General features: G+C 52.1%; 15 protein-coding genes. 3 read left to right on the top strand and 12 right to left on the bottom strand.

The features are described 5' to 3' along the window. Nucleotide 1 precedes the first annotated feature (1 nt). Genes DFER_RS06535 through DFER_RS06510 form a run of 6 tightly spaced genes read right to left on the bottom strand, consistent with a single transcriptional unit; the run spans nt 2 to nt 4,532 of the window. Complete coding sequence (locus DFER_RS06535; RefSeq protein WP_015810827.1) at nt 2–814, bottom strand: metallophosphoesterase family protein; 813 nt, start codon at nt 812–814, stop codon at nt 2–4. An 11-nt stretch (nt 815–825) separates the two neighbouring features. Next, nucleotides 826–1,215: a hypothetical protein gene (locus tag DFER_RS06530; RefSeq protein ID WP_015810826.1), complete on the bottom strand. Its 390-nt coding sequence runs from the start codon at nt 1,213–1,215 to the stop codon at nt 826–828. 39 nt (nt 1,216–1,254) lie between these two features. Continuing rightward, complete coding sequence (locus DFER_RS06525) at nt 1,255–2,496, bottom strand: hypothetical protein (protein ID WP_015810825.1); 1,242 nt, start codon at nt 2,494–2,496, stop codon at nt 1,255–1,257. 47 nt (nt 2,497–2,543) lie between these two features. After that, on the bottom strand, nt 2,544–3,434 hold the full coding sequence (locus DFER_RS06520) for a hypothetical protein (RefSeq protein WP_015810824.1): 891 nt from the start codon (nt 3,432–3,434) through the stop codon (nt 2,544–2,546). A gap of 10 nt (nt 3,435–3,444) precedes the next feature. Beyond that, the gene (locus DFER_RS06515; RefSeq protein WP_015810823.1) at nt 3,445–4,011 is read right to left on the bottom strand and encodes a hypothetical protein; all 567 of its coding nucleotides are present in this window, start codon (nt 4,009–4,011) and stop codon (nt 3,445–3,447) included. An 11-nt stretch (nt 4,012–4,022) separates the two neighbouring features. Then, complete coding sequence (locus DFER_RS06510; RefSeq protein ID WP_015810822.1) at nt 4,023–4,532, bottom strand: RNA polymerase sigma factor; 510 nt, start codon at nt 4,530–4,532, stop codon at nt 4,023–4,025. Between the two features lie 149 nt (nt 4,533–4,681). Between DFER_RS06510 and DFER_RS06505 the strand changes: the two genes are divergently transcribed. After that, the gene (locus DFER_RS06505) at nt 4,682–5,809 is read left to right on the top strand and encodes a metallophosphoesterase family protein (RefSeq protein WP_041736003.1); all 1,128 of its coding nucleotides are present in this window, start codon (nt 4,682–4,684) and stop codon (nt 5,807–5,809) included. A 3-nt stretch (nt 5,810–5,812) separates the two neighbouring features. Here DFER_RS06505 and DFER_RS06500 read toward each other — a convergent pair whose 3' ends face one another. From DFER_RS06500 to DFER_RS06485, 4 genes are all read right to left on the bottom strand, one after another. Further along, on the bottom strand, nt 5,813–6,592 hold the full coding sequence (locus DFER_RS06500) for a hypothetical protein (RefSeq protein WP_015810820.1): 780 nt from the start codon (nt 6,590–6,592) through the stop codon (nt 5,813–5,815). A gap of 96 nt (nt 6,593–6,688) precedes the next feature. Further along, nucleotides 6,689–7,474 (bottom strand): LytR/AlgR family response regulator transcription factor, encoded by a 786-nt coding sequence (locus tag DFER_RS06495; RefSeq protein WP_015810819.1) that lies wholly within the window; start codon nt 7,472–7,474, stop codon nt 6,689–6,691. Continuing rightward, entirely contained in the window at nt 7,471–8,589 is a 1,119-nt protein-coding gene (locus DFER_RS06490) for a sensor histidine kinase (RefSeq protein WP_015810818.1), read from the bottom strand. Before DFER_RS06490 ends, DFER_RS06495 begins: the two co-directional genes overlap by 4 nt. A gap of 118 nt (nt 8,590–8,707) precedes the next feature. Next, nucleotides 8,708–9,757, bottom strand: a complete 1,050-nt coding sequence (locus DFER_RS06485) for a sensor histidine kinase (RefSeq protein WP_229206196.1) — start codon at nt 9,755–9,757, stop codon at nt 8,708–8,710. A 253-nt stretch (nt 9,758–10,010) separates the two neighbouring features. On the opposite strand from DFER_RS06485, the gene DFER_RS06480 reads away from it, so the two are divergent. Then, nucleotides 10,011–11,228 (top strand): PepSY-associated TM helix domain-containing protein, encoded by a 1,218-nt coding sequence (locus DFER_RS06480; protein WP_015810815.1) that lies wholly within the window; start codon nt 10,011–10,013, stop codon nt 11,226–11,228. On the opposite strand, the gene DFER_RS06475 is transcribed toward DFER_RS06480, so the two are convergent. Next, on the bottom strand, nt 11,204–13,171 hold the full coding sequence (locus DFER_RS06475) for a glycoside hydrolase family 97 protein (RefSeq protein WP_015810814.1): 1,968 nt from the start codon (nt 13,169–13,171) through the stop codon (nt 11,204–11,206). The two genes, DFER_RS06480 and DFER_RS06475, sit on opposite strands and share 25 nt — an antisense overlap. A gap of 579 nt (nt 13,172–13,750) precedes the next feature. Between DFER_RS06475 and DFER_RS06470 the strand changes: the two genes are divergently transcribed. Next, entirely contained in the window at nt 13,751–14,272 is a 522-nt protein-coding gene (locus DFER_RS06470) for a hypothetical protein (protein ID WP_310586757.1), read from the top strand. A 65-nt stretch (nt 14,273–14,337) separates the two neighbouring features. On the opposite strand, the gene DFER_RS06465 is transcribed toward DFER_RS06470, so the two are convergent. Further along, on the bottom strand, nt 14,338–14,625 hold the full coding sequence (locus DFER_RS06465) for a transcriptional repressor (RefSeq protein ID WP_015810812.1): 288 nt from the start codon (nt 14,623–14,625) through the stop codon (nt 14,338–14,340). Nucleotides 14,626–14,627 lie beyond the last annotated feature (2 nt).

Genomic DNA, 14,627 nt, shown 5'->3' with positions numbered 1-14,627 from the left:
TTCAGTAAGGAATGGTGGATTTGATTACCTGGCCGTTCACGATCCTGAGCAGCACGAATGCACTTTGCTCGAAGGAAAAGCTGGTCATGTAGCGAACGTTGTCGCCAAAAGGGGAGTAATCCTGGTGCTGGTGAACGTGGCCATGCAGGGATAGCAGCAGATTGGGGGTGTTTTGGAGGAGTTGCGTGTAGGGCTCCAACGATTCGGGCCCAAATTCGGCCGGATTGAATGGCGGCACATGCGAAACGGTGATAATGTGCCTGGCGCGCTCCGTGTTTTGCAGCTCGTGCGCGAGCCAGCCGAGGTCGGGAATGTGCTCGCCGGGAGCTTCCAGGCCATTGGTATTGTGGGCAATGAATTTAATACCGCCGTAAACAAAGGAGTAATTCAGCTCCCCGAACATTTGCCGGAATATCTGCCTGCCATTCGCTACCATGTCGTGATTGCCGATGATTGCAAAGTACGGTACACGCAGTTCGGAGAGTCTTTTGTGCACCCATTTGAATTCCTGCAAGAGGCCGAAGTCGGAAATGTCGCCCGCGAGTAATACGAGGTCTACATTTTCGAGGCTGTTCACTTTATTGACAAACCTTTCCTGTTCTGCATACCACCGCTGGGTATCGCCCGCAAATACGATCGTGACCGTGTCATCGGCCGCGTGCTGGCGCAGCCTGGCCAGGTTTTGTGCGTTCAGGTTGCTAGGGCTGGAATGATCGAAATACTGGTTCGGACTGAATTCGAACTGGTCGCACGAAGTCAGGAAAGCGAGTACAGCCAGTAAAGTGAGGCATCGAATGCCGCTTTTGATTCTCATGGCATTGAAGGTTAATGGTTTGCATTGATTTTCTCAATTCGTTCGATTTCGCGTACTACGGCGATGGTTGGTGCTTTTTGGGTAATCAAGTTTTCCAATTTCATAAGACTGTCGGCGGGGAACCGGCTCTTGGCGGATTGGATTAAATGCGTCAGTATGTCTTTATCTATCCATAATTGCTTGATTTCGAATAGCGTATTTTCCGAAGTCCGGATTGGCTGTCTTGCGTACTCGTGCCGAAGGTGCACCAACTGCCAACCGATCCGCCTTTGTGTGTGACGGTATTTCTCTTGCCACACAGCTTGCATTCGTTCGTCTTCCGTATCGCGCCGGGCAAGGAATAGCAGGACGATCGCGGCGGACATAGCGATGCCGGCCCATATTTTAGCATTGCGTGCCATGGGGAAGTTGTGTTAAAATACGGCTAGTGAAAAAAGGTCTTACAAAGCGATTCCCAGCGTGAAATTCGTTCGGAACCCGAAGTCGGTTTTTGTGCTCTTTAAATAATCCTGAAAGTTGTATGACGTATTGCAATCGAAATAGCCGCGGTTGAAAAGGCGCAACTGAAAGCCGAGGAGCGGTCCTGCATGGATGATGTTGTCCTCCTGCCGCAGGTCATTGGGCGGAATGTCGCTGTGCTTGCCCTTGTAATAGTAGTATTGTGTGTTGATTCCACCGTAAATCCCCGACATCCCATTGGTGTTCCTTCCTTTCATCTGCTGCCGTTTGGTAAGGATGTAATACCTCGGTTGCACGGAAAACGACACGATTTTTTCCCGCGAATATACCTGCATATACCCACCATAGGAATTCCACGGCATGTCGGTGTAGCGGATCAGGTTGAAGCCGTTGTTCATCGACGCATCGAGCTGGAAATTGAGCGTGAGGGGCCATGCGCCCAGTTTTTGTTCAAATGCTACCCCGGCTTTGAGCCTGTTCATATAGTAACCTACCGTGATCTCAGGCAGCCGGATCTTCCATTGGTTCATGATCTGGGCGTCGCATAGCAGAATGTCGCAAAGTGGCGCCTTGCTGATCTGCTTCCAGTCGCCAAATGCAATCCCGAGGCTGGCCTGCGAAGAGAACGACGGGCTGCCATCGTATGCCCCCTGGAACACCGCCACGCTGAAATCCATAAAACCGTGGTTCAGGAACCGCCGTTGAAGACCCAGTTTCAGGCCGACTTTCGGGTTGTAATTATCGGCCGTGCCCGGCAGGTTATAAAACACAGCCACGTAATTTCCACTGAAATTGTTGGCGCTCAAACCCTTTCGGATACGCTTGCCCATCCCGACAAACCACCTGATTTGCGCGTCCATTACCGTGTATTGCACCAGCGTTTTCAATGGCATATTCAGGTCGAAAAAAGGCATGTGACCCGCCAGCGCAATGGAGAACGCAGGCAAAAACTTGAACTCGTATCCCAGTTTCAGGGAGGTATTGTTTAATATTTTGTCGTCCCGCAGCGGAAAGTCCACCGCCTGGTAATACTGCGAGAGCCCGATTTTGAGCATGTGCCGCGTGGGCACTTTGGTCATGAATACATGCTCATACCGGTCGAGAAACCGCTGCTTGACCAGGGTGTCGGATTCTTCGGAATAAGACACTTGGATCGAGTCCTGCGCGTAAGCCACAAATGGCCCGGCCGCCAGAATCAGGCTGCGCAATAAAGCTTTAAACATACTAAGGGTAAGGGGTTAGCGATGTGTGTGCAAAATGTGGATGCGTTTTATTTGATCGTGACCCTTCCAAACTCGGCGTTGATATCGACGCTGGCGAGCTGGTTCCGGGAAAAGAATGCTTCTTTAAAATCGGCGGTATTGCGTTTCCACTTGAAACCGTTCGGCAGCTTCATCGTCGCGTAGGCGCCGTTGATGGTGTAGTCGAAATGCTTCCAGTTCTTGGCCAGGAGTGTCACTTCGGCCTTTTTGGAGTGAATTCCCAGGCTTGTGAGGCCCACGGTCGGGTATATTTCCACATTGCCGTATTCGGCATCCACGCGCACCGCGCCGGCGATCTGTTCCAGGCGGACATTGGTATGGTCGCTTGTGAACGTGAATGTGCCCGCCAGTTCATTGCCCGAAAGCGCGCCGAATGTGGTTTGAAGTGCGCCTTTTCCGCTGATTCCCGTGAGATTGGTCGTGCAGAAATCGGCTTTGAGGTTCAGCTGGTTGGTCAGTCCGCGCAGTGTAATCGTCCCGAAGGAGTTTTTGAGATCTACCGCGCACGAAGCCGGCAAATGGATCGTGTAGCGCGCTTTCAGGTTGGACACGGGCTTGCTTTCCCCGTTTTTGAGCACGATATAGTTGCGCAGAAAATAGTCCCTGCCGTTGCGGTCGGCGATGTATTGCAGTTTGGAAAGGTCCTGCGTTGCCGTCGAGCGGTCGGGATGCCGGGCAGAGAGTTCAATGGTGACGCTGATATCCGCATTGTCCCAGGTGACGATCTCGATATCGGCCTTTTCGGCGCTGATGTACATCGTCCGCACGGCCGGCGCACCGATCGTCCTCTCAATTTTTTTCGTCGCCACCTGCAACTTACCCTGTGCGTGGGCAGTGGCGGCCCCGAGCATGCAGGCGAGCAGCGTCAGTTTTCGAATGGTTTTAATATACTTTTTCATGATTGGATGCTTAAATCATTTTGGCCATTGCATTGAGAATGTCCGTTTTTTGTCTTTCTATATCATTGTATTGCCGGAGCAGTTCAGGCGCGGTGTTATAGTCGCCAATAGCTTGCGCGAGCTGGTGTGAAGCGGCGCTGAGGCGTTCGTATTCCTCTTGCAGGGAGCGGTATTCGTGGCTGTCGCAAACGAGGGTTTCGGTTTCACAATAGGCCTTCAATAGCTTGTACTGCCGGTCCGTTTTGAGGTCGGCGTCCATTTGCAGCCGGTCGTCGACGGTCTCCTGCGAGTAGGCAACCCGATGTGGGGCCAGTGGGCGCATCATCCAGGCTATGCCGGCCGCAAACAGCAGCGCCGCCGCCGCATAGCCCCATTTCCAGCGCTGTTGGCGCACATTTTTGCGGTCGATGATGTCCCACAGCTTGTCGTCCGGTTCATAAGCCGGCATTTCCGAAAGCGCCTGGCGCATCGGCTGTGATCCGAGGTCTTCCCGTATCGCCTGCCACACTTCTTCTCCCGGCTCGTAGGTCGGGAAGCGCCGGATGGCATTTTGCAGATTATGCTCGTTCTTTTCCATGGTATCAGATCTCAGTTTGCCGAAAGCATTGTCCGGAGTTTTCTTTTGGCATGAAACAGCTGTGACTTCGAAGTTCCTTCCGAAATTTTGAGCATTACGGCAATCTCCCGGTGCGTGTATCCCTCCACTTCGGCCAGGACGAAGATTGTACGAAAACCGTCGGGTAGCGACAGAATGGCTGTTTCCAGATGTGCGGCATTGATCTCCGATTCGCCCCAGTCGATGCTCTCGCCCATGTAACCCTCCACATTCTCCCAGATCACCAGCCGTTTCTTCTTCATGGATTTCCGCACGATGATCTGCTTGATCCACGCCCCGAGCGTCGATTCGCCACGGAACTGGTTCAGGTGTTTGAATATCTCAAGAAAGGCATCCTGCAAAACATCGTTGGCGTCGTCGAAATCACCGGTAATGCGGTAGGCTAGCGTGTACATGGCCTTTTTGTATCGGTCGTACAGCTGCCGCTGCGCAATGCGGTCATTTAAGAGGCAACCAGAGATCAAGTCGGCTTCCGAAGTCATGTAATGGTTTTTAACGTATTCGGATTAAAGAGGCCGCAAGATGAGGAATTGGTTGTATGGATGCGAAGAAAAAAGAAGAGGTGTTTTGGAATTTTGTTAGCTTTCCGCTGTCGAAAGCAAAAAAGGCTGATAAATGGCAGCCATCCGTAATGAAACCAGATTTTTTCAAGAAATTCTCCAAACCCGTTTTCAAAAGAGACGTTCCCGACGATACCTTCAAGTACCAGCCCGCACCCAAACCGTCCGGAAAATATCCTTACCACCTCGATCTCGAAGCCATCGATCCCGTGCCCGATCAGAACAAGCTGGCATTCCACATGGTAGGCGATACCGGCAGCATCCGCACGCCCGATTTTCAGAAACTGGTGGTAGGGGAAATGGTGAAGCAGTTTGAAGCGACGGAGAAAACAGGCTACGAACCGCAGTTTTTGTTCCACCTCGGCGATGTGGTGTACAATCACGGTGAAGCCAGCGAGTACCAGCGTCAGTTTTTCGATCCTTATAAAAAATACCCCGGGCCGATTTTCGCGATCCCCGGCAACCACGACAGCGACATCAATCCCGACAGCCGCGTCCGTTACGGCAGTCTCGATGCATTCACGACCGTTTTTTGCGATACCGAGCGCCGCACGGTGCCTTTCAGCGGCAATGCGGAACGGAAAAGCATGATCCAGCCGAACGTGTACTGGACGCTCGTCACTCCGCTCGCGAACATCATCGGTATGTATAGCAATGTGCCCAAATTCGGCGTAGTGACCGACGAGCAGCGCAATTGGCTCATGCACGAACTCCGGACCGCCGATAAAGAGCGCCCCGACAAAGCCGTGATCCTCTGCCTGCACCATTCGCCTTATTCGGCGGATATCAACCACGGTTCGAGCATTCCGATGATCGAATTACTGGAAGGTGTTTTTGAAGAAACCGGCATTTATCCCGACATCGTTTTCAGCGGGCACGTGCATAATTACCAGCGTTTCAGCAGGTACTACCACGGCGGCCGCGTGCTGCCTTTCATTGTGGCAGGTAGCGGCGGGTACGACGAGCTGCACCCCGTCGCTTACACAAACGACTACCGTTTCACCAGCGCATTACCCATTTTCGAAGGCATTCAGCTGGAAAGCAGCTGCGATACCAAGCACGGATTTCTAAAAGTGCTTTTGGAAAGAACAGCCGACGGCATCACGCTCACCGCCGAATTCTATACGCTTCCCCATGAGCGCCACATCGGGCCGGGACAGAATGCCGCGCTGGAAGACCGGCTGGTAGTGAAAATATGAGTGCTAACGGCCCTTGTAAATGTATTCCTGTTCGAGGAGCTTCTTGCTTCCGCCCAGCACCTGGTGCTTTTTGAGGGGCCAGCCGCCGGGTGAATATTCATATTCGTACCGCACTTCCTGATTCACCGACGCGCTGTTGCGGAACAGCGTCCGTTCCACCGTTACATTGTTGGCACTGTAGAACTTCATGTAATCACCTTTGCCGGTGAGGCCGGAATAGGGGTTGGGATGCTGGTCGTATTCAAATGCAGTTTCTTCTTTAACCTGATCCGTAACTGGGTCTAGGACTTTGGTTTTGACGATGTTGCCGTCCCGGATGAAGAGGTAAATGTGCTGGGTCGTTTTGGTCAGCACATCCTGCTCTACGATCTTCACAATGCCTTTTTCGGGATAGGAGTAGCTTCTGGTGAAATGCAGATGGTCCGGAGGGAGCTGGAAATCGTGGTAGTCGACGGATACGAGGGTGTCCTTTATATATTGGTAGGTAAATGCCGTTACTTTCGGATTACCGCTGATCCGCTGCTCTGTCAGGAATTGCTCTTTGTATTTATATGTCGTTGTCAGAAGTGGCTGGCCGTTTGTCAGCAGCTGCGTTTCGCTATCGAGCAGGCCGTCACCATTGTATTTGTACTGTACTGCGTAGTAGGATTGATCGACGAAGTAAAACCGGGCGGCGTCGAGCCGTGGGTCTGTTTCGTCGAAAAGCACTTTCGGATCACTGGAATCTTTGGAGCAGGCCGTGCAGATCACGGCCAGGAATAGCAGGAGTTGAGCTGTTTTCATTTTTCATAGCTGATTTTCTCTCTGGATTCGCAATGAAGCCCAAAGGTTGTAACCGTTTACCGGTATTTCGAAAACCAGCACTTTTTGCAGAGGCAACTATTTCCCCATCCAAACCTTAAAATCACTCACTTTCTCCCGACTCACGAGCGCTTCTTTGTTATGCGCGGGGCGTAAGGTGAGCGCGAGGCGGTTCCCGAAATAGGGGTCGATTTTTTCTACCGAGCGGTGGGTGATCATCATGCCGCGGTTGATCCGGAAAAAGCGTGAAGGGTTCAGCGAGTCGGCGAGCTCGTCGAGCGTGTAGTCTACGAGCATTTTCTGGTTGGAATCCGTCATGAAAAAGCTGTAACGGTCGTCGGTGAAGAAATAGGCTATTTCATTCACTTCGATGGACAGCATTTTCTGGCCTTGTTTCACCAGAAAGCGCTGGCGGTATTCAACAGCCGATGTCTTTTTGAAATCTTCCAGCAGCTTTTTAATGCTTGCCAGCGATTGGTCGGTCGCCGGTTGTCCCTTCAATTTGTCGTATTTGTGCAGGGCGCGCTGCAATTCGTCGCGGTGCACGGGTTTGAGCAGGTAGTCGATGCTGTTGTGCTTGAATGCCTGCAACGCATATTCGTCGTAGGAGGTCGTGAAGATGATCGAGCTGGAAACTTCGATCCGGTTGAAAATCTCGAAGCTCTGGCCGTCGGAAAGCTCGATGTCCAGGAATATCAGATCGGGGTCGGCATGGCCGGCCGCGCGGTTTTCGAGTACCCATTCCACGGTTTGCTCGATACTGTCGGTAACACCGGTGATGTGCAGCGACGGTGCTACTTCGGACAGCATTTTTTTGAGGCGGCGGACCGACAGGTCTTCATCTTCTACGATAAGCGCATTCATGCTTTCAGGAAATCAATGGGATGGTTACGGTGAAAAACTCGTGATTGCTTTCGACCATCGGCTGGGCCAGGCCAGGCCCGGTATTCTGCCAGCAGTTTATATTTGGTAATGATATTCGCCAGGCCTACGTGCGTGGATTCGATGTTTTCCGCACCGGCCGTGAGATTTTTCTTTTGCAGGTTGTTGCGCACCATCAGTCCTCCCTCCACGGTGCTCAGGATAAAAATCGTGAGCGGTCTGCTCGCGCGTATTACATTGTGCTTAACAGCGTTTTCGACGAGCAATTGCAGCGTTAGCGGCGGAATGCGGGCGTCCAGGAAGCTGTCTTCCACGTGGATGTAAAGCTTCATACCGTCGCCGTATCGCGTTTTGAGGAGGTGTCCGTACGATTCAATGAACGACAATTCTTTTTTTAACGTCGTTAACTGCCCGAAATCCCCCTGGTCTACGGACGAATGGTTCGTTTGCAGCAGATAGCGGTACACCCGCGCCATTTCATCCACAAACTGTTCCGCCTTTTGCGGGTCTTCGCCGATCAGCGCAGAGAGGGAGTTTAATGTATTGAAAAGAAAATGCGGGCTGATCTGCGTTTTGAGGCTTTCGAGCTGCCCGTTTACGTTCTCTTTCATCAGCCGTTCGCTGTTGATCTCGTGCTGCCGCCAGCGTGCGAGAGCGTCGAAGCTTTCCCATAGCCCCGTGCCGAGCACGATCGCCGCGAGATTCACCATGTACACGACTACCAGGGCATCGGCCGTCAAAACCGAACGGAACAAGCCCCAGCCAATGTACAACCAGCCCGCCAGCAGCACAAATACGCCCGAAACCACCGCGTGCATGCAAATAGACAAAGCCACGCGCACGAGCGTCTGCTGCACATCGGCGTAGCGCCGGGTAATGTACCGTCCCACCGCCGATTGGATGCCGAATGCCGCACCCAGGATGGCCGCATTCAGGAATGTCGTTTTCAGAAACAATGCAGGGTCGCCAAAAACTGCCGCTCCGACCGTCAGAAAATTGAAAAACAACAGGAATGCAACCGCGCAGGCAGCATAGGCCCAGCGGTTTGCCGACGGGATTTTTTCCGGGAGTTTTTCAAACAATAATTTCTTCTTCATGGGTAGGCAGCCGTCGGGCCTGTCTTGGGGGCATTTGCGACTGGTTCAAAAATAGGGTATTGCCATTCAAAAGCAACCGCGTGAATTGCACCAACTGTATTTTTAATGGCATGAATTGTCATTGCATTGAAGCCGGAGCGGTGTCGGGCAGGAGCGGGATCGTTACCGAAAAAGTGTCGTCGCTTTCCGATATTTCCAGCTTGCGGGAGGTAAACGCCAGCAGCTTCGTCGATAAACCCCGGAGGCCGGCACCGGTGGCTCGAAGGGTGCGGTGGCGCATCTGAATATTGTTTGTCACGCGTATGGCGCGCTCGCCGGTAATGCTGAGCGTGATCGTGAGCGGGCGGCTGGACGAAAGCATGTTGTACTGCACCGCGTTGTCGATCAGGATTTGCAGCATCAGCGGCGGAATGGATAGGTCGGCCGGACAGCGGTCGGGCATTTCAACTACCAGCGCATCGTTGTAGCGCGCCTGCAAAAGCTGGATGTAGACTTGGAGAAAGCCGAGCTCCGATTGCAGCGGCACCAGCTCCGTGCGGCCACCTTGGAGCGTATAGCGGTAAACGCGCGCGAGGTCTTCCACAAAATCTTCGGCCTGCATCGGGTCGGCATTAATGAGCGACGACAGCGTATTGAGGCTGTTGAACAAAAAATGCGGGTTAACCTGCCCTTTCAATGCATCAAATTCCACTTCCACGGATTGCCGGGCGAGTTTCTCATCGTCGGCCTGGTCGTTTTTCCATTGCTGCAATGCATAAAAAAGACCGAGCAGGGCACAGATAAACGCATCGCAAAGCAGCCCGATCGCGACCAGCGGCCACAGGACCGCCCACGAAAAGCCGACTTGGAGCGAAGGCACCAGGCTGTAAATCCAGCAGTTGAAAATGGCCAGGAATGCCGTTACGAGCGCCAGCTTCCGGAACATCCGGAGCATTTGCCGGAGAATATGCCCTTCGGCGGCGCTGCCGGCCGTTTTGCGGATGGTAACCGTGAGCAGCACCACCGAAAACCAGTAGAGGGCAAATGCGAGAGAGGTTGCCGTTAAAAACGTAGGCAAATGGAAGAAGTACCGCTCGCCCAGCATGTAATAGTTGCCCAGCGCAAAGCAAACGGGCATCATCGCAAAATGGTACCACCACTCGTATTTCGAGAAAAAGGCCGGCTTCAATGTACTCTTGGTTGATAAGGGTATACAGGAACGACAAAATTAACAGAATTCGGGGATCAATGGGCGAGACTGATTATCCGGCGGACTTGAAAGCGTACATGCTGAATGCCGTGGAATGCAAGCGCTATCACAAATAATGCAGCCCACCGGGTGGCATAATTTGTAATTAAACTAAATACGGTATTTCTTTGCTTCCTGAGCGTCCGGAGGTGAATGGACCGCTTTGCTTGCTTTACAAACCCGAATTGTATTCATGTCTCAAAAAAAGACGGCGCTGGGAAAGTTCATAGGAACATTGCACCTCTGGCTGGGGCTGGCGTCCGGACTGGTCATTATCGTGATCGGCCTCACCGGTGCTATCTACGTTTTTACAGATGAGATCAAGCCGCTCGTGTACCGCGACCGGCTTTTTATCCAACCCGAAAATAAACCCAAACTCCCGCTAAGCCAGCTGCTGGCCGTAGCACAGGAGGCGGTCGGTCCCAACCGGCCCGTCACGCGCGTGGAAATATCCTCCCAGCCCGACCGAACGTACATTTTCAGGGCATTGAAGGTCGATAAGGAAGGGTTTTCGCATTGGGATTATTACAAATACTACTGGCGGGCATATGTGAATCCGTATAATGGAAAGGTGGTGAAGCTGGAAGACAGCCGTAACGAGTTTTTCAACCTTGTGCTGGGCTTGCATATGCGGATGTTGTTCGGTGAAAAAATCGGTCATGCCGTGGTAAGTTACTCCGTGCTTGCCTTTGTGCTGATCCTGATTTCGGGACTGGTGCTTTGGTGGCCTTCGAAATGGAGCAAATCTAATGTAGATAAGAGCTTCAAAATCAAATGGAACGCCAAATGGAAGCGCGTAAACTACGACCTGCACAATGTGCTGGGCTTTTATGCCTGCGTGATCCTGCTCGTTTGTGCGCTTACCGGACTGGTTTGGGCGTTCGAATGGTTTGAAACAGGTGTAAAGACCGTCGCCGACGGCGGCACGCTCGCCAAAGTGCCGGCCGTTTTTTCGGATACCACCCAACAAAAGGACGCAGCCGCCGTGGATCGCATTTTCAGCCAGTTACAGGCCGACAAGCCCGACGCCCACGGTTACCTGATTAACTTCCCTGTTAAAGGCAAATTGCCCCTCAATACATCCACCTATCTCACGGCCAGCAATCGGTACGACCGCATTCAGGGTCAGTACGATCAGTTTACCGGCGCGCAGCTACGCTCGCGATCGTTCGGTGAACTTACCAATGGCGAGCAGCTGTACGCATTGAATTTCGACCTGCACGTGGGCGCCTGGGCAGGAATGCCGGGCAAAATCCTCACTTTTTTTGCAGGGCTCATCTGCGCCAGTTTGCCCGTAACCGGGATTGTGATCTGGTGGGGACGCCGCAAAAAGGAAAGCAAGCCACGGAAAGGAGCGAAGAGCCCGCTCGCATCGCCGAAACCGGCTCACCGCCTCAGCCGCACCATATAGCCGCCGCCCGGCGCGAGGCGGATTGTAAGCCGGTCGCGCGAGGTGAGAACAGCTTCCGAGATCCGGTAGTCGGCCGGGTAGCGGTCGGCATTCACGCCGTCTTCGCAAATGGTAGCATTGAATTGGCCTGCCGGCAGAAAATCCAGCGGAATGCTGAGCTCGCGGGCGGTAGAGTCGTTCAATGCGCCGATGAACCAATCCGAGCCCTTTTTCCGGGCCGTTACCACATAGTCTCCAAGGCGCGCGTCGAGGATGCGCGTCGTGTCCCAAACGGTGGGAATGCTTCCCAGCAATTCCATAAATCCGGGTTCTTTGAGGCCCTGAGAAGGATTGCCGGCAAAAAACTGGATCGGACTTTCGTACACAACAAACATGGCCAGCTGCTGGGTGCGCGTGGTGAGCGACATTACATTTTCGGGCATTGGATGAAAGCCTTTCGGCGTGGCGTTGTTCAGCATACCCGGTTCGTAATCGAGCGGGCCGCCCAGCATGCGTATGAATGCCAGCAACACATTGTGTTCGGGCGTTGCTTTGGCGCTCCACATGTTGTACTCCGAGCCCAGCACAGCCTCGCGCGCCACCGCATGCGGGAAGGTGCGGTTGAAGCCCGCCGGTTTGAAAGCCCCGTGAAACATGAGCATGATCTTGTGACGGGCGCAGGCCTCCGCGATTTTGTAAAAGAATTGCACTGCCTTCTGATCGTCGCGATTGATGAAATCGGTCATGACGAAGTCGACGCCCCATTTGCTGAACTGTTTCAGCGCCGGTTCGAGCTGCTTGTCGAGTGTGAGCGCCAGCGTCCACATGCTGATCCCCACGCCTTTGCTTTTGGCATAAGCGACGATTTCGTCCATATCAATGTCCGGGTTGATCTTGAACAGGTCGTTGTTGTCGCTCCACCCGGCGTCCATCATAATGCGTTCAAAGCCAAAGCGTTTGGCGAAGTCGATGTAATATTTATAGGTCGCCGTGTTGATCCCGCTTTTGAAAGGCACATTGAATATGTTGGAAGTAATAATCCATTCGTCGGTCGCTTTGCCGGGCTTCACCCACGACACATCCGCCACGCGCGACGGACTCGCTAGCCTGTACACGAGGTCGTTGGCGGGCAAATCCTTGTCCTGCGCCGCGATAATCAGCACGCGCCACGGGAATGCGCGGGTGCCTTTGGTTTTGGCCAGGAAGTTGGCGCGTTTGGAAACATAGCGGGTCGAGTACAGCTCCTTCGTCTCCGTTTCTTCGGCGGGGTAGGGCGCGAAGTTGCCAAAAAGCGCTTTTTCGGCATTGCCGGTGAGGAACATGCCCGGGTAATCTTCCAGATCGGATTCGGTAATGCCGATTTTCGGCGCCTCTTTCGGGGCGACGAGCACAGGCGAGAAAAACAGGTTCTTGGATGAAATGTTTTCGAGCGGCCGGATGGTGTAGGGCTCTTCAAAGCCGGTGTGATAAATGTCCATGTTCGTCGGCGGCACCACTTCCGGGAAATACACGGGATGATTGGCCGGGAACCGGAAAGCGGCCGTTTCGGAGCGGACGGTGATCTCGCCGGGCAACGACGTGGCAATACGGTACGCGACGCCATCGTCATATACCCTGAAAATGACAGTAAATGCATTCCGAAGCGTGATTTTGAGTTCCTTATAACGGTCGGGAATGCGGATACGCTTTTCAGGGACCGGCGAAATGATGGTTTCGCTGACGTTCCTTTCCGTGAACTGAGGCCGGGCGAGGCCGTCGGAAAGCTTCCTGCCGTCGGTCAGCACCATATCGATTTCCGACGGTGAGACTATGATTTCATTATTGAAATAAACACTGTATCGCAACTGGTCGCCCAGCTGTGCTACCAGCCTGATCGCGCCGTTGGGGGAGGAGACCTCCCGTGTGGCCTGCGCATTTGCGACAAAGGATGCGAAGAGCAGAAATGTAATTAGCAGTTTTTTCATAGCAAGTATGATTTACGCCGTATTACATGCAATGTAAGGGATAATGCGGTGAACGGAACGCGCGCCGGACAATTAATGACTTTATAGTTTTATAACTTAAAGCTTAGGTAAAAACGCAAAAAGACAAACTACTTCTACGAAATGCAGTTTATTCATCATCACAAAATCTATCAGAAGGTTAATATCAATTACCAAAAAACGGATCAGCGGTTGATTTGAATTTGATTATGCGGGTGATTCACAGATTGATTGACTTTGTAAAAGTGAAATATGTAACCGTATGCTACAAATTTGTTTGCCTAACATCTTGTGCAACTGCCGGTCACCCAAAATGCAAAATGTATCCGCACGTCGATTCGTTTTAGGAAAACCAATTGGATAAGTGAAGACGAAACCGCATTGCCTGTGCCTTCAATCGGGTTGTAATGTATGGAATTCGGTCGTCTTTTATTTATTCGATTTTAAATGAGGCGATGTAAAATGCTTGAATATAACGGCTCAGCCAATATTCGAATCGTTTTTATTTTACTTCATTTGAAATATTATTTATCAAAAAAAACATTTTAATAAAATGTTAACTTGATTACTTTTGCGATAAGTAATAATCCACCAGCAACCCGCAATTTATTTATGAAAGCAAGAGCAATTAAATTCTTTTCTCCTGAGGATAATGTTTCAGTAACTAAAAAACCACAGGAGAAAGCAAAGCCGACCGGCTACATTTCTTCATCCGGCAAGCTTGTTCTTCCTCCCAAAACTTTGGAAGAATTAGGTATCGAACCTGAAACAGCCCGCTTTAAAATCGGATCTGCGCAAGGAAAAAGAACGTTGAAGCACCTTTATCTGATCCCGAGTTCCGATGAAAACGGTACATTCGCCCTCACCAGAAGTGGTCGCGGCTATTCCATCCCGCTCGAACTGATCCTTCGCAAAGGCGGTGTTGATTTTGAAAATACCAAGCACATTTTTGAGGTGACGCTTTTCAATTACGAAGAAGGTGTTGTTGGTTATGAACTTACATTGGGAACGGAAGATCCCAAGCCGGCTTACACAGGCAAACCCCGCGGCCGCAAGCCAAAGAATGCAGTGGTAGCAGAATAAATAACAAAAGGGTTCGCAATCGCGAACCCTTTTTCGTTAGCGTCTGGTAAACAGGATTTTCCGGTTTATCCTGCCAGCCCGTTTCGTACCGACCGCGAAATTCCAAACAGATTTTTCCGGCTGTCGGTCGCGAAACGCCGCTCGGCAAATCCCGTCGTTACCAGCCAATTGAGCGATTCATAAACAGTCGCCGGGCTGATCTTGATCCCCCTGCTGCGCATATCACGCCACAACGTATCGCCGTCCGTAAATTCATTGGCCACCAATAATTGATCGGCCACAACGACCCGTTTTTCGGCCAGCCTAATTTTATGGTTGGCGCAATAAGCGCTGATTTGCTCGTGAAGTGACATGC

The organism is Dyadobacter fermentans DSM 18053 (genome assembly GCF_000023125.1).
Lineage (GTDB): Bacteria > Bacteroidota > Bacteroidia > Cytophagales > Spirosomataceae > Dyadobacter > Dyadobacter fermentans.
Note: the sequence above shows the minus strand (reverse complement) of the source record. Positions and strands in the feature narration are given on the sequence as shown.

Excerpts from the sequence above, each read along its gene's own strand:
- DFER_RS06520 (WP_015810824.1), bottom strand. The coding sequence starts at position 3,434 with ATGAAAAAGTATATTAAAACCATTCGAAAACTGACGCTGCTCGCCTGC.
- DFER_RS06465 (WP_015810812.1), bottom strand. The coding sequence starts at position 14,625 with ATGTCACTTCACGAGCAAATCAGCGCTTATTGCGCCAACCATAAAATT.
- DFER_RS06535 (WP_015810827.1), bottom strand. The coding sequence starts at position 814 with ATGAGAATCAAAAGCGGCATTCGATGCCTCACTTTACTGGCTGTACTC.
- DFER_RS06480 (WP_015810815.1), top strand. The coding sequence starts at position 10,011 with ATGTCTCAAAAAAAGACGGCGCTGGGAAAGTTCATAGGAACATTGCAC.
- DFER_RS06495 (WP_015810819.1), bottom strand. The coding sequence starts at position 7,474 with ATGAATGCGCTTATCGTAGAAGATGAAGACCTGTCGGTCCGCCGCCTC.
- DFER_RS06475 (WP_015810814.1), bottom strand. The coding sequence starts at position 13,171 with ATGAAAAAACTGCTAATTACATTTCTGCTCTTCGCATCCTTTGTCGCA.
- DFER_RS06510 (WP_015810822.1), bottom strand. The coding sequence starts at position 4,532 with ATGACTTCGGAAGCCGACTTGATCTCTGGTTGCCTCTTAAATGACCGC.
- DFER_RS06490 (WP_015810818.1), bottom strand. The coding sequence starts at position 8,589 with ATGAAGAAGAAATTATTGTTTGAAAAACTCCCGGAAAAAATCCCGTCG.
- DFER_RS06505 (WP_041736003.1), top strand. The coding sequence starts at position 4,682 with ATGAAACCAGATTTTTTCAAGAAATTCTCCAAACCCGTTTTCAAAAGA.
- DFER_RS06515 (WP_015810823.1), bottom strand. The coding sequence starts at position 4,011 with ATGGAAAAGAACGAGCATAATCTGCAAAATGCCATCCGGCGCTTCCCG.
- DFER_RS06530 (WP_015810826.1), bottom strand. The coding sequence starts at position 1,215 with ATGGCACGCAATGCTAAAATATGGGCCGGCATCGCTATGTCCGCCGCG.
- DFER_RS06500 (WP_015810820.1), bottom strand. The coding sequence starts at position 6,592 with ATGAAAACAGCTCAACTCCTGCTATTCCTGGCCGTGATCTGCACGGCC.
- DFER_RS06525 (WP_015810825.1), bottom strand. The coding sequence starts at position 2,496 with ATGTTTAAAGCTTTATTGCGCAGCCTGATTCTGGCGGCCGGGCCATTT.